The 13,077-nt window shown below is 75.0% G+C and carries 13 protein-coding genes; 9 read left to right on the top strand and 4 right to left on the bottom strand.

Annotation, left to right across the window (positions count from 1 at the left end; genetic code table 11):
• The 4 genes from D7318_RS25795 to D7318_RS25780 form a co-directional block, all read right to left on the bottom strand.
• Positions 1–288 carry an acyl carrier protein gene (locus D7318_RS25795; RefSeq protein WP_120699613.1) on the bottom strand — a complete coding sequence of 96 codons (288 nt, stop codon included), beginning with the start codon at positions 286–288 and terminating at the stop codon, positions 1–3.
• Complete coding sequence (locus D7318_RS25790) at positions 288–1,628, bottom strand: type III PLP-dependent enzyme (protein ID WP_120699612.1); 1,341 nt, start codon at positions 1,626–1,628, stop codon at positions 288–290. The genes D7318_RS25795 and D7318_RS25790 overlap by 1 nt, the downstream gene beginning before the upstream one ends.
• Complete coding sequence (locus D7318_RS25785) at positions 1,625–2,980, bottom strand: preATP grasp domain-containing protein (protein WP_120699611.1); 1,356 nt, start codon at positions 2,978–2,980, stop codon at positions 1,625–1,627. The genes D7318_RS25790 and D7318_RS25785 overlap by 4 nt, the downstream gene beginning before the upstream one ends.
• Positions 2,981–3,060: 80 nt before the next feature.
• Positions 3,061–4,722, bottom strand: a complete 1,662-nt coding sequence (locus D7318_RS25780; protein WP_120699610.1) for a condensation domain-containing protein — start codon at positions 4,720–4,722, stop codon at positions 3,061–3,063.
• A gap of 237 nt (positions 4,723–4,959) precedes the next feature.
• On the opposite strand from D7318_RS25780, the gene D7318_RS25775 reads away from it, so the two are divergent.
• The 9 genes from D7318_RS25775 to D7318_RS25745 all read left to right on the top strand — a co-directional run bounded on the left by D7318_RS25775 (position 4,960) and on the right by D7318_RS25745 (position 13,041).
• The gene (locus tag D7318_RS25775; protein ID WP_120699609.1) at positions 4,960–5,187 is read left to right on the top strand and encodes a hypothetical protein; all 228 of its coding nucleotides are present in this window, start codon (positions 4,960–4,962) and stop codon (positions 5,185–5,187) included.
• A 77-nt stretch (positions 5,188–5,264) separates the two neighbouring features.
• On the top strand, positions 5,265–5,858 hold the full coding sequence (locus tag D7318_RS25770) for an acyl-CoA dehydrogenase family protein (protein WP_120699608.1): 594 nt from the start codon (positions 5,265–5,267) through the stop codon (positions 5,856–5,858).
• Entirely contained in the window at positions 5,855–7,039 is a 1,185-nt protein-coding gene (locus tag D7318_RS25765; RefSeq protein WP_120699607.1) for an acyl-CoA dehydrogenase family protein, read from the top strand. Before D7318_RS25770 ends, D7318_RS25765 begins: the two co-directional genes overlap by 4 nt.
• Positions 7,036–7,539, top strand: a complete 504-nt coding sequence (locus tag D7318_RS25760) for a hypothetical protein (protein ID WP_120699606.1) — start codon at positions 7,036–7,038, stop codon at positions 7,537–7,539. The genes D7318_RS25765 and D7318_RS25760 overlap by 4 nt, the downstream gene beginning before the upstream one ends.
• Positions 7,536–7,994: a hypothetical protein gene (locus tag D7318_RS25755; protein ID WP_147437827.1), complete on the top strand. Its 459-nt coding sequence runs from the start codon at positions 7,536–7,538 to the stop codon at positions 7,992–7,994. Before D7318_RS25760 ends, D7318_RS25755 begins: the two co-directional genes overlap by 4 nt.
• Positions 7,987–8,436 (top strand): GNAT family N-acetyltransferase, encoded by a 450-nt coding sequence (locus tag D7318_RS33030; RefSeq protein ID WP_183091609.1) that lies wholly within the window; start codon positions 7,987–7,989, stop codon positions 8,434–8,436. Before D7318_RS25755 ends, D7318_RS33030 begins: the two co-directional genes overlap by 8 nt.
• Positions 8,424–9,008 carry a GNAT family N-acetyltransferase gene (locus D7318_RS33025; protein ID WP_183091608.1) on the top strand — a complete coding sequence of 195 codons (585 nt, stop codon included), beginning with the start codon at positions 8,424–8,426 and terminating at the stop codon, positions 9,006–9,008. The genes D7318_RS33030 and D7318_RS33025 overlap by 13 nt, the downstream gene beginning before the upstream one ends.
• Positions 9,005–12,298, top strand: coding sequence for a S41 family peptidase (locus tag D7318_RS25750; protein ID WP_183091607.1), 3,294 nt, complete (start codon positions 9,005–9,007; stop codon positions 12,296–12,298). The genes D7318_RS33025 and D7318_RS25750 overlap by 4 nt, the downstream gene beginning before the upstream one ends.
• Positions 12,295–13,041 carry a 4'-phosphopantetheinyl transferase family protein gene (locus tag D7318_RS25745; RefSeq protein WP_120699603.1) on the top strand — a complete coding sequence of 249 codons (747 nt, stop codon included), beginning with the start codon at positions 12,295–12,297 and terminating at the stop codon, positions 13,039–13,041. The genes D7318_RS25750 and D7318_RS25745 overlap by 4 nt, the downstream gene beginning before the upstream one ends.
• The last annotated feature ends 36 nt before the right edge of the window (positions 13,042–13,077 follow it).

The raw sequence follows: 13,077 nt of genomic DNA, 5'->3' as shown, positions 1-13,077 counted from the left end.
TCAGACCGCGGCCTTTCCGCTGATTCCGGCCTGGATTCCGGCCCGGAATCCGGCCTCGACGTAGTCGGTGAGGGTGCCCACGGTGCGGAAGACCTCGGGGCCGAGCTCGTCGGGGTCGATCTCGAGTCCCACGGTGTCCTCAAGGCTCATCAGCAGCTCGATCACGCTCGTCGAGTCGAGCGCCAGGTCGTCGAACAGGCTCAGCTCGGGGGCCAGTTCGTCGAGCGGGCGGTTCAGCACGGCGGACAGCGCGGTCCGCAGGTGGCCGACGATCTCGGTGCGGTCCATCAGGGGTGCCTTCCAGACTCGAGGAATTCGGTGGGGGGCTCGGCGGGGGCGATCAGCCGCTGCGGGCGCAGCAGGTCGTCGGGCTCGTCGCGGCTCCTGACCAGGTGCGCCCTGCCGCCGCTGACCAGCACCTCGGCGGGGAAGCCATGGCTGAGGAAGAGGCCGGGGGACGCGGAGGGGCCGTAGGCGCCGGAGTTGAGGATGCCGACGAGGTCGCCGGGGCGCAGCGGGGGCAGCGGGGCCTGCTTGAGGACGGAGTCGTTGGGCGTGCACAGCGGGCCCGTGACGTTCCACGGCTCGGGCGGGCCCGCGTCGCGCTCGCTCAGCAGCGCGGCGGGGAAGTTCCGTTTGACGAACGAGCCGATGCCGACCGCGGCCATGTGGTGGTGGGTGCCGCCGTCGGCGATCGCGAACCGCTCGCCCATCGACTCCTTGGCGTAGCGCACGCGGATCACATAGACCCCGGCGCGGCCCGCGAGGAAGCGGCCCGACTCCATGATCAGCCGGGTGCCGGGGTGGGCGGCGGCGAACGCGTCGAGCAGGGGGTTGATCCGGTCCCCGACGTCGACCGGGTCGAGCTCCCGCTCGCCGTCGAAGTAGGGGACGCCGAGGCCGCCGCCGATGTCCACGGTGTCGAGGCGGATGCCGGTGGCGCGGGCGACCCGGTCGGCCAGGTCGAGGATGTAGCGGGTGTTCTTCTCGACGACCTCGGCGTCCAGGATGCGGGTGCCCATGTAGACGTGGACGCCCGCGACATCGGCGTGCGCGTAGCGGGCGGTCAGGTCGCCCGCGGCCAGGACGCGTTCCTCGTCGATGCCGAACTGCCGCGGCTTGCCGCCCATGGTGAGGCGTGAACCGCTGATGGCCAGCGCGGGGTTGACGCGCAGCAGCACCCGCTGGCGGCGCCCGCGCGCGGCGGCGAGCCGTTCGATGTCGTCGAGCTCGTCGAACGACTCGCACACGACGGCGTGCACGCCCGCGTCGAGGCAGGCGGCCAGCTCGGCCTCGCTCTTGCCGGGGCCGAGGAAGATGATGTCCTCGGGCGGCGCCCCCGCGGCGAGCGCGGTGCGCAGCTCGACCAGCGAGGAGACCTCGGCCCGCGCGCCCCCGGCCCGCAGGGCGGCGAAGACGCTGACGTTGGGGTTGGCCTTGAGCGAGTAGAAGATCTCCAACGCGGGGTGCAGGGCCTTGCGCAGCCCCTCGGCGGTGGCGGTGAGCAGGTCGCCGTCGTAGACGTAGAGGGGGGTGCCGAACCGCTCGGCCAGCTCCTCCCAGGCGATGCCCTGGATCCTGGTGTCCTGGGCGCTTGTGTCCTGGATCCTGGTGTCCTGGGCGCTCATGATCTGGCCTCCGTCATGGCGTTCAGCCGCCGCTCGGCCTCGCCCCGCACCGTGAGCGCCTCGTCGGCCGACCCGGCGACGCAGATGCCGTACAGCCGACCGTGGAAGCCGCCCGATCCGGTGGCGGCGGCGTTGAGGGTGGCGAAGTTGTTGATGAGCACGCCGGGCCTGCCGCCGCGCCCGCCGGGGACGTCGAGCAGCAGCCCGCCCAGCGCCTCGGCGACCTCGCCGAACGTGTGCGGGCGTGAGGGGCGCAGCCCGAACGTCGCCGCGATCGCGTGGGCGCCCGGCGGGATGAACCGCTCGGCGATCCGGCTCTGGTAGGTGGACATGTTGAACCGGGCGTTGATCTCGAGGCAGGGGTAGAGCGTCCCTTCGGGCCCGAGCATCGCGTCGACGCCGACCATGCCGTGGTAGCCCTCGTCGGCCAGCGCCGAGCCGATCACCTCGACGGCGTGGCGCAGCTCGTCCGCCGCGGTGGGCGGCAGCTCGACGGGGAAACGGTGGCCCTGGTGGACGCCGCCGCGCAGCACGGCGGCCTTGACGGTCTCGAAGCGGACGGTGCCGCTCCTTGACACCACCAGCTGGTAGTTGAGGTCGAGGGCGCGCTCGATCCAGGTCTCCACGACCAGGCGGGCGGGCGCGTCCGCGCCCCGGCGTTCGATCAGGCGCAGCAGCCTGGCGGCGCCGCGTTCGCCGTCGATCACCACCATGCCGCGGCCCGAGACGCCGAGCGACTCCTTGACCACCACACGGCCGCCGCCCGCGAGCAGCTCGGTGAGCGCGCCGCGCAGCTCGCCGACCGTCTCGCAGACGCGGCCCGGCACGGCGCGCAGGCCCGTGGCCTCGACGAGGCGGCGGCTGAAGATCTTGCCGTTGACGGTCTTGCAGAGGTGGGCGGTCGGCCCCGCGAGCGGCAGCCCGGTCTCCTTGGCGAGGCTCTCCTCGGCGGGTGAGATGCCGAGCGGCATCAGGAACGTGCGCCCGTCGGCGAGGGCCCTCAGGTCGCCGAGCAGCCCCGGCGAGGCGAGCGCGTCCTCGGTGACGGTCCGCTCGGGGTCGCCGTTCTCCGCCCACACGGTGCGCCCCGCGGCGGCGCCGAGCCCGGAGAGATAGGCGGCGAACTCGGCGTCCATGGGGGCCTTGAGCACCACCACGTCGCCCTCGTCCGCGAGCAGGACGCCCATCTCCTCCATGCGGTTGACGGTGGCTCCCGCGAAGGAGATCCCGGCGCCCGGCAAGGTCGGCTCGCCGACCGCCCAGCTCCTCTCCACCTCGAAATTGTTGACGAAGACAAAACGCGATCCCGCGTCCGACGTCAGGTCCTTCTTGAGCCGTTCGACGAAATTCATCGGGCTCTTCACGGGTCTGTTCACAGGATCATTCACGAGGTCATTCATGGGGTCATTCACAGGATCATTCACGGGGCTTTTCAACGGGCTCTCCCGGAACTCGGCGGTGGACAGGGGCGCAGCAGCCCTGCGACCGTGCGCAGGGGTTCGGCGCCGACGAGGTGCCGCTCGGCGACGCCCTCCCAGCCGCGGTCCGCGAGGGCCGCCACCACCCGCGGCAGGCGCAGCAGGCGGCCTCCCGCGGCGGCGTAGCCGACGCCGGGGTCGACGACGGCGAGCCCGTTGACCTGGGCGACGGCCGCGGTCAACGCCCGGTCGGCCGCGGTGGGTTCGGCGGGGGGTTCGGCCGGGGTGACGGGGGCCGCGGCGGGGTCGGCGGCGGGGCGGTGGCGGGGCGGCGGGAAGCCGAGCGACGCCGCCGCTTCGGAGACCCGCGGGTCGGCCCCTGGCTCGGCGCACGCGGTGAGCAGCGCCGCGTAGCCGCGCAGGAAGCGCTCCACCGCGGCGCGGTCCATCACCTCGCCCAGGGCCTGGAGCGCGAGGGTCAGGCCGTCGGCCCACTCGTAGACCCGGAAGTAGACGTCGGAGCCGGCCCGCGCCCAGTCCTCGGGCGCGGCGTTCCAGACGAGCCTGTCGCGCCGGGTGCGGCACGAACGCGGGGCGTTGTCAAGGAAGTTGAGCTCGGAGACCACGCGGACCTCCCGGCCCCTGCGGGCCCCTTCCTCCGCGATCAGCTCGGTGATCCGGTCGAAGGGCACATGGGCGTGGGCCATGGCCTCGTCGACGCGCCCGGCGGCCCGGCGCAGCACCTCGCCGAACGGCGGGTCGTCGGCGAGGTCGAGCGCGCACAGCATCGGGTGGGACATGCAGGTCAGCACCCCGGGGTGGCCGCTGGCGTCGCGCTGGCTGGTGTAGAGACGGTGGGCCACCCGCCGTTCGCCCGTGTGGGCGGCGAGCGTCACGGCGAAGGCCGCCACGTGCACGGCCGACGGCCACACCCGGTGGCGCGCCGCGATCGTGCGCGCGGCCGCGAGCAGGGAAGGGCCGGTGAACGAAGCGCTGTGCGCCGTACGGGAGTCGGGCCGTGAGTCGGGCCGTGCGTCGCGGTCGCGGTGGGCCGCGTGGACATCGGCGGGCAGCAGCCGCGCCTGCTCGCGCCAGTGGGCGAGGGCGGCGGCGGCGCGCGCCGCCGCCTCGGGACCGGCCTCGTGCGCGGCCAGGTCGACGGGCTGGTGCTCGACGGGGGGCAGGGCGACGGGGCGGCCCGCGACGCGGGCGGCGAGCAGGGCGTCGAGCTCGCCCGCCAGCTGGTCAAGGCTGACGTCGTCGAACGCGAGGTGGTTGAACACCAGGTGCAGACGGCGCAGTTGACCGCCCGAGGTGATGAGGCAGGCCCGGATGGGCCACTCGCGCTCCAGCGCGAACGGCGTCTCGGTCAGCCTCCTGACCTCGGCGGCCGGGTCGTCGTCCGTGGAGACCTCGACCACGGTCGGCGGCCCGGGCGGCTGCACGAGCTGCCGGGGCCATGGCTCCGCGCCGAGGTCGTAGACCGTCCGCAACACCTCGTGCCTGCCCACCAGATGGGTGAGCGCGGCCCGCACATGGGCGGTGGTGCAGCCATCGGGCAGGGGGTAGCTGGTCGTGATGTGTGCCTCGTGGCGGGAGGCGGGCGGGGCGCACAGGTAGCGCAGCACATGGTGGTGCTGGCCCCAGCACAGCTCCGCGCTTCTCACGGTGCGCATCCGCCCTCCGTCCGGTCGTCGTCGTTCGCCGAGGCATCGTTCGGCGCCTTCCGCTGAATGGTCACCCAGGAAATCGGAATGCGGCAGGGGCCACCGCTGACATCTAAGGGGCGGCACATTGCTGCCATTGACAGCCGCATTTCGCGGGCGGGATTCTCAATCGCATTCCGACGCGCCGTCATTCGGCGTCCGGTTCGGGATGTGTCCATCCGCGCACCACTCACCGAGGAGAAACGCATGGCTCAGATCGCCACCAAGCACATCGCCACGAAGCACATCGCCGTCAAGGCCGTCGCGAGCAAGGTCGTGGCCGCCAAGCACATCGCGACCAAGCCCGTCGCGACCAAGGTCATCGCCGCCAAGGTCATCGCCACCAAGCCGGTCGCGGCCAAGGCCATCGCGGTCAAGGCTGTCGCCGCCAAGGCCATCGCGGTCAAGGCCGTGGCCGCCAAGGCGATCGCCTGACAAGCCGGCGGTGTGGCGGCGGACCCGTTCCGGCGCCACACCGCCGCCGCGCGCCACCAGGAGGGCAGGGAGGGACGATGCGGGACACGATCGAGGAGTGCGAGCGCGCCGGGCACGCCGAAGGGCTCGCCGCGGGGCTCGCGCTCGCGCTGGACGGAGCCGGGGCCGCCGCGGCCCCCGGGCGGCTGGCCGCGCTGCCCCGCGCCCACGTGCCCGAGGGCGCCCCCGTGGTGCCCCACGCGCTGGCGGAGCGCGAAGGCATCGCCTTTGTGCGCCCCGGCACGGGCGGCGCGCTGCCGCCGGGCCGACTCACCGCGCTCGGCGCCCGGTTGGCCGCGGCGCGGCTCGGCACGTCGCGGCGGCTCATCGACCGGGTGGTCGCCCATGTCGCCGCCCGCGCGTCCGGCGGCGAGCCCCTGATCCGCAAGCAGCTGGTGCGCGGCGCCCTCGCCGACGCCCTGGTCACCGTCGAGACCACCCGCCGCACCCTCGTGGTCGCGGCCGCGGTGGGCGCCGCGGTGACCGAGGCCCACGACCGGCTGACCTCACTCGACTGGGAGCTGGCCAAGCTGCTCGGCGCGTCGGGCTACGCGGGCGAGGGCGCGGCCAGCACGGCGTTCGTCTCCAGGCTCACCGCCAACTGCTGGGTGTCCAGGGAGGGTTCACCATGAACGAGCTGCCCGGCGAGCCACCCCACGCGCTGCCGCACGCGCTGCGGCGCCTGGCCGAGGGAAGCCGCGAGCTGGCCGCCGAGCTGCGCGACATCGCGCTGGCCGTGGACGCCGACCCGCACGACAGCGCCCCGCTGCGCGCCTCGTCCGCCCTCGAGCTGCTCCGCGTCGTCGGCACGCCCCGCCCGTTCCGCGCGCACGCCGTGCCCGCGTGGGCCGAGCCGTATGTCGACAGCCGCCTGGCCCGCGTGGTCGCCAACGTCGAGCTGGCGCGCGGCGACGCGGGCGCGCTCAACGCGTGCGCCGCACCTTCCCTGGCGGGATTCACCGTGGACGCGCTGGGCGACAGTGACCAACAGAAGGCGTTCTACGAGGAGTTGGCGAACGAGCGGCCCTGGACGTTCTTCGGCATGACCGAGCGGGACCACGGCAGCGACGCGACCGCCATGCGCACCCGCCTCGACCCCGACCCGAGCGGGGGCTTCCTGCTGCACGGCGCCAAGCGCTATGTCGCCAACGCCGCCCGCGGCACCATCGGCGTCGTCTGGGCCCGCACCGGGCCCACCCCGCTCTCCCTCAGGGCCGTCGTGCTGCGCCGCCCCGCGCCCGGGTTCACCGGGGCGCCCCTGGAGACGCTGGGGCTGCGGGGCGCGTGCCTGGGCGAGATGGCGTTCGACGGCGTGCCCGTGCCGCCCGAGTCCGTGCTCGGCCGCCACCTGCCCGCCTCGCGGCGCGGACTGTGGGGCGCGAACCGGGCGTTCGGCGTCGTGCGGCTCCAGATCGCGGCGCAGGCCCTGGGGTCCGCGTTCGCCCTGCGCGACGCGGTGCGCGCGCTGCGGCCCGGCTGGGCGGGACACGCCCCCATGTCGGCGCGCCTCGCGGCCGCGCGGGCGCTGCTGTACGACCTCGCGGCGGAGTCCGACGCGCGCCCCGACGACCGGCGCCCGCCCTCGCTCGCCAAGCTGCACACCGCCGCCCTGGCCGTCGAGGTCGGGCGCTGGGCCGAGGCGGCCCTGCCCCCGGGATCGCTCGTGGAGCACCCGCTGCTGGAGAAGTGGTGCCGGGACGTGGGCGCCTTCGAGTTCATGGACGGCACGAGCAACATCCTCCGCCTCACCCTCGCCCCTGAGACCACGCCCCGCCGGGCCCCCCACCGGGCTCCCCACCAGGAGGGATCATGACGAAAGCCGAACCGCGCCCGCCGAGTTGGTCGAGCCGCCCGTACACCGACGGGGACGACGACGAGGTGCTCGCCCTCTTCACCGAGCCGGACTTCCACTACCGCACGGACCAGCCGGACACCCGCCCCGCGTGGGAGATCAGGCGGCTGCTCGGCGACGACACCAGGGTGCTGCTGGCCGAGGGGCGCGTCACCGGCCTCTACGCCGTCAGCGGCGAGGGCGCCGACCACGGCTGCCACTACCTGCTCGCCCTGCGCCTGAAGTCCTCTGCGCCCGACTCCTGGTGGCTCGACGCCTACCGGGAGATCCTGCGGGCGGCCCGCTGGCGGCACGAGATCGTGCGGCTCTCCACCCGCTTCGGCGAGTACGACGCCCGCGGGCTCCGGATCGCCGGGCGGCTCGGGCTCGTCCGCGAGGGCACCCTGACGGGCGTGACCGCGCGGGACGGGCAACGCCATGGACAGGTGTTCTTCTCACAGATCTGGACCCCCGCGTCATGAGACTCCGCGGATACCGCGACGGCGACAGGGCGCTGCTCACGGGCCGTTGGCTCCCCGGCGAGCTGCTCGGCCTGCCGCTGCCCGGCTGGCCGCCGCTGGCCGAGCCGACCACCGTGCCGCCCCCCTCGGGGCCGGGCGACGAGCTGTGCGTCGCGCCGGGCGCCTTCGTCCGTTACACCGACATCGACTGGGTGGGCCGCGGCGCGCGCGTCGAGACGGGGCGCGCGCCCGACGCCCCGACGCCGCCCGAGGCGCTGCTCGAAGCGGCGGTCGCCCACGGCTTCCACCGGCTCAACCTGCGCCGCCTCTACGGCTGGGTGACGCCCGCGGCGCCCGCGCCGACGACCGCGCTGACCGAAGCGGGCTTCACCAGGGAGGCATCCGTGCCCGAGCACCTGTGGCTCGGCGGACGCGCCGTCGAGCGCGAGATCTGGGGGGCGCTGCGCCATGACTGACCTCATACCGCTCGACCCCGCCTCCGCCGCCGCGGGGCTGCGCGAGGCGGGGGAAGGAGCCCGCGGGTTCCTTGGCGTCGACCCGGTGACGGAGAACGACGCGCTGCTGACGCGCCGCCTCGCCGCCCTCGACGCCCAGGTCTTCCGCGCCGGGGACACCCTGGTCGGCGCCGCGCCCAACCCGCATCAGCCGCGACAGGCGTATGTCGCCAGCACGTCGGCCGACGAGGCGGCGCTGCGCGCCCTGTTGGGCTTCCTCGTCACCTACCGGCGCGCCACCTCCTATGTGGCGTTGGTCGAGCGCGGCGCGGCGGCCACCGAGGCGCTGCGCCGCTGCGGCTTCGCCGAGCGCGGCGCGCTGCGCGACCACCGCCACCGGTCGGGGGCGCCCGTCGACGTGCTCGTCTGGTTCGGAAAGGCGGCGGAGACATGCCCTTCGTGACGGTCAGGCACTTCGCGGACGAGGACATCCCGCTCCGCCTCCAACTGCTGCGCGAGGCGCGGTTCCAGGCCAACCTGTCGGACTTCGCGGTGGCCGCGTCCGACGACGACCTGGTCGCCGACGTGCGCCGCACCATCGCCGAACGCCAGGACGAGCGGCGGATCTTCACCCTGTGCGGGCCCAAGGGCGAGGTGATGGGGTTCGCCTGGATCACCTCGATCGACTGGCGCAACCAGACGTGCGAGCTGTCCTTCGGCGTGCTCCCCCGCCACCGCGGCGGCCCCGGCGCGCTCGGCGTCCAGGCCGCGCACGACTACGTCAGGGCCGAGCTCAACATGCGGGTGATCGTCAACCAGGTGCTGGAGCACAACACCATGCTCCAGTCCGCCCGCACGATGGCCGAGAGCCGACAGGTGCGCTGCGACTACGATTCCTACACGGTCGGCGAGTGGCGCTCCGCCTGCTACTGGTCCCTCACCGACGAGGACATGCGCGAGCAGCGGGCCCAGAAGCTCGCCCGCAGGCGCGTCCTCGCCGACCGCATCCGCGCCAGGACCGGAGAGCTGCCGTGACCGGCTATCTGCACCACCCCACGATCCAGGGCGACACCCTCGTGTTCGCGTGCGAGGACGACCTGTGGTCGGCCCCCGCCACGGGCGGGCCCGCCACCCGGCTCACCGCGGGGGTCGCCGAGGCCGCCCGCCCGCGGCTCTCGCCCGACGGCCGGATGATCGCGTTCACCGGCGCCGAGGACGGGCCCACCGAGCTGTATGTGATGCCGAGCGCGGGCGGCCAGGCCAGGCGGCTGACGTTCCAGGCGGCCCGCTGCGCCCCCGTCGGCTGGCACCCGCGCACCGGGGAGATCGTCTACGCCAGCACCGCGGAGCGGCCCACGGGCTTCGGTTACCGCCTGTTCGCCGTCGCCCCCGAGGGCGGCGCGCCCAGGCTCCTGGGCCAAGGGTCCGCGGACACCCTGGCGTTCGGGCCCGAGGGCGGCGTGGTCATCGGCCGCAACACCGGGGACCCGGCGCGCTGGAAGCGCTACCGGGGCGGCTGCGCCGGGGAGTTGTGGGTCGGCGCGCGCGAAGACGGGCCGCTGACACCGCTGTCGGACCTGCCGGGCAACGTGGCGAGCCCGTGCTGGGTCGGCGAGCGGATCTTCTTCCTCAGCGACCACGAGGGCGTGGCGAACGTCTTCTCCTGCCGCCCCGACGGCACCGGGCTCACCCGCCACACCGACCACCGCGCGCACTACGCGCGCCATCTGGCGGGCGACGGACGGCGGTTGGTGTACCAGGCGGGGGCGCGGCTCCACCTGCTCGACCCGGCGGAGGGGGGCCACTCGCCGATCGATGTGTCGCTGCCCGCCACCCGCGCGGGCCTGGCCCGCAGGTTCGTGCCCGCGGGCGAGTACCTCGAGGCCGCCAGGCTCAGCCCCGACGGCGCCACGCTCGCCGTGGCGGCGCGCGGCCAGGCGTTCACCCTGCCGCCCTGGTCGGGTCCTGTGCGGCGGCACGGCAGGCTCGAGGGGGTCCGCTACCGGCTGCTCGACTGGCTCTGGGACGGCACCCGCCTGGTCGCCGTCGCCGGTGACGAACGGCCGGGCGAGCGGCTGGTGTCGCTGTCCGCGGACGGCGGCGACGAGGAGACCGAGCTGGTCGGCCGCGACCTCGGCTGCGTCACCGAGCTGGCCGCTTCGCCCGCCTCGGGCCTTGTGGCGTTCGCCACCAGCAGGCAGCGCCTGTGGGTCGTCGACGCCGACGCCGCGTCGCCCGAGCCCAGGCTCCTCGACACCGGCGCGTTCGACCGGATCGCCGACCTGGCCTGGTCGCCCGACGGCCGCTGGCTCGCCTACACGTATCCGCGGGGACCCCATCACTCGGCGATCAAGGTGGCCGACGCGGTGACCGGGAGAGCGTTCTCCGTCACCGAGCCCGTGCTGCGCGACAGCAGGCCCGCGTTCGACCCTGGCGGGCGGTTCCTGTACTTCATCGGGCAGCGCGACCCCAGCCCGGAGTACGACCAGGTGCGCTTCGACATGGGGTTCCCCTTCGGCACCAGGCCCTATCTGGTGGCGCTGCGCGCGGGCGACCCCTCGCCGTTCCGCACCGGCCCCCCGCTGCCGGGGCCCGCCCCTGAGGAGGACGGGGTGCCGCCCGTGGAGATCGACGTGGACGGCATCGCGGACCGGGTCGTCCCGCTGCCCGTGCCCGAGGGCCGCTACGCCGGGGTCGTAGGGCTGCCGGGCCGCGCGCTGCTGCTGTCCGTGCCGGTCGCCGCGCCCGACCCCGAGAGCCCCGAGGGCGCGCCCGAGGGCGTCGTCACGCTCGTCGAGTGGGCGACGTCGGAGGTGACCGAGCACTGGCTCGGGCCGCTCGACGAGATCGTCGCCTCGCGCGCGGGCGACCTGCTGCTGTACCGCCGCGCCGACCGGCTGCGGGTGCTGGCCGCCGACGACGCGGGGCACACGGCCGCCGAGTACCCGACCACCGACGCCCCGCCGGGGCCCACGACGGGCTGGATCGACCTGGACCGGATCACCGTGCCGCTGCACCCGGCAGGGGAGTGGCGGCAGATGTTCCGCGAGGCGTGGCGGCTCCAGCGCGAGTCGTTCTGGGACGCCGGGATGGCCGGGGTGGACTGGGACGCGATGTACGCGCGCTACGCGCCGCTCGCGGAGCTGGTCTCCCGCCGCTCCGAACTGTCCGATCTGATCTGGGAGTTGCAGGGCGAGCTGGCCACGTCGCACGCCTATGAGCAGGGCGGCGACCACCCCAGGGGCCCCAGCCACACCCAGGGCTTCCTCGGCGTGGACTGGACGGTGGAACGGGCCGTGGACCGGGCCGTGGACCGGGACGCCGCGCCGGGCGGTGACAGAACGCCGCGCTGGAGGGTCGGCCGGATCCTGCGCGGCGACCCGTGGAACCCGAGGGCGACCTCGCCCTGCAACCGCCTGGGCGCCGACATCGAACCCGGCGACGCGGTCGTCGCGGTGGGCGGGCAGCCCGTCGGCCCCTCGGGGCCCGGCGAGTTCCTGGTCGGCCAGGCCGATCGCGAGGTCGAGCTGACCGTGGTGCGCGGCGACGGCACGCCGCGCCGCGTCACCGTGCGGGCGTGCGCGAGCGAGGCCAGGGCGCGCCTCCTCGACTGGGTGGCCGGGAACCGCGCCCTGGTGCGCCGCGCCTCGGGCGGCCGCCTCGGCTATCTGCACGTGCCCGACATGCTGGGCACGGGCTACGGCGACTTCGTGCGGGGCTTCCTGGCCGCGCTCGAGCACGACGGGCTGATCGTGGACGCGCGCTTCAACTCGGGCGGTCATGTGTCGCCGCTGCTGCTCGACCGGCTCGCGCGCCGCGGCGGCGGCACGCAGCGCGGGCGGTGGAACGGCGTGAGCCGCTACCCCGCCGAGGCGCCGCGCGGCTCCATGGCGGTGCTGGTCAACGAGCACACCGGGTCGGACGGCGAGATCTTCGCCCACCGCTTCCGCGCCCTCGGCCTCGGGCCCGTCGTCGGCAGGCGCACGTGGGGCGGGGTGATCGCCACCTGGCCGCGCCATGTGCTGGCCGACGGAACGGTCACCACCCAGCCGGAGTTCCGCTTCTACCTCGACGGCGTGGGTGACCTGCTGGAGAACCGGGGGGTCGAGCCCGATCTGTGCGTGGACCAGCCACCGCGTTTGGGCACCACCGCCGCGCCGGACGCCCAACTGACCGCCACCGTCGAGCTGTTGCTCGCCCGGCTCGACGGCGCCGACCGCGCGGGCGCCGACCGCGCCGCCGCGGGGGATCGCCGCGCGGAGGATCAACGCGCCGCGCCCGCACCCGCGTTGGCCACGCCGCCGCCCCAGGGGCCGCCGCGATGATCCCGCCGCCGGGCGAGTGCCACCTCTGGCTCGCGCCGGTGCGGCCGCGCGCCGGGTGGCTGCGCCTGCTCGACCCGGCGGAGCGCGAGCGGGCCGACCGGCTCGACGGCACCCCGGCGGGCGAGGTGTTCGTCACCTCGAGGGGCGCCCAACGGCTCGTCGGCTCACGGTACTTGGGCGTGCCGCCCGAGACGGTGCGCACCGACCGCTCCTGCCCGCACTGCGTCGGGGCCGCGCATGGCCGCCCCCGGTTCGTGGGGCCGCGCGGCGCCGGGCTCGACTACTCGGTCTCGCACACCGAACGGTGGCTGCTGATGGCGGTCACCGGCGGCGGCCTGGTGGGCGTGGACATCGAGGACCTGGCCGCGGTCCCCGACGCGGGCGGCCTCGCCAGGGCCGCGCTCACCCCGGGGGAGCGCGCGCGGTGGGCGGGGCTGCCCGAGGCCGAGCGCGACGCGTGGCTGCTGTCCGCCTGGACGCGCAAGGAGGCGGCGATGAAGCTGACGGGCCTCGGGCTGCGGGCCTCGCCGCGCGGCCTCGACGTCAGCGGGCCCACGGTCGCGGCGGACGGCGTTCCGCGCTGGCCCGCGGGGCCCGTCCGCCTGTACAGCCTCTCCGCGCCCGCGGGCCATGTCGCCGCCCTGGCGACCACGGCGCCGCTCGGGGCGCTGCGGCGGTTCGCGCTGCCCGAGGCGCCCGCGCCGAGGGAGCGGGTGGGAAGGACAACGGCAGAATGCGGGTAGTGGTTACCCATCCCCGAAAGCCCCGCCTCTGCCAGG

Source organism: Streptomyces radicis (genome assembly GCF_003626575.1).
Taxonomy (GTDB): domain Bacteria; phylum Actinomycetota; class Actinomycetes; order Streptomycetales; family Streptomycetaceae; genus Streptomyces; species Streptomyces radicis.
The sequence above is the reverse complement of the archived record's forward strand: the minus strand, read 5'-3'. Positions and strand labels throughout refer to the sequence as shown.

Coding starts and splice junctions, on each gene's coding strand:
- D7318_RS25780 (WP_120699610.1), bottom strand. CDS start 4,722: ATGCGCACCGTGAGAAGCGCGGAGCTGTGCTGGGGCCAGCACCACCAT.
- D7318_RS33025 (WP_183091608.1), top strand. CDS start 8,424: ATGCCCTTCGTGACGGTCAGGCACTTCGCGGACGAGGACATCCCGCTC.
- D7318_RS25770 (WP_120699608.1), top strand. CDS start 5,265: ATGCGGGACACGATCGAGGAGTGCGAGCGCGCCGGGCACGCCGAAGGG.
- D7318_RS25790 (WP_120699612.1), bottom strand. CDS start 1,628: ATGAGCGCCCAGGACACCAGGATCCAGGACACAAGCGCCCAGGACACC.
- D7318_RS25775 (WP_120699609.1), top strand. CDS start 4,960: ATGGCTCAGATCGCCACCAAGCACATCGCCACGAAGCACATCGCCGTC.
- D7318_RS33030 (WP_183091609.1), top strand. CDS start 7,987: ATGACTGACCTCATACCGCTCGACCCCGCCTCCGCCGCCGCGGGGCTG.
- D7318_RS25745 (WP_120699603.1), top strand. CDS start 12,295: ATGATCCCGCCGCCGGGCGAGTGCCACCTCTGGCTCGCGCCGGTGCGG.
- D7318_RS25760 (WP_120699606.1), top strand. CDS start 7,036: ATGACGAAAGCCGAACCGCGCCCGCCGAGTTGGTCGAGCCGCCCGTAC.
- D7318_RS25785 (WP_120699611.1), bottom strand. CDS start 2,980: ATGAATTTCGTCGAACGGCTCAAGAAGGACCTGACGTCGGACGCGGGA.
- D7318_RS25755 (WP_147437827.1), top strand. CDS start 7,536: ATGAGACTCCGCGGATACCGCGACGGCGACAGGGCGCTGCTCACGGGC.
- D7318_RS25795 (WP_120699613.1), bottom strand. CDS start 288: ATGGACCGCACCGAGATCGTCGGCCACCTGCGGACCGCGCTGTCCGCC.
- D7318_RS25765 (WP_120699607.1), top strand. CDS start 5,855: ATGAACGAGCTGCCCGGCGAGCCACCCCACGCGCTGCCGCACGCGCTG.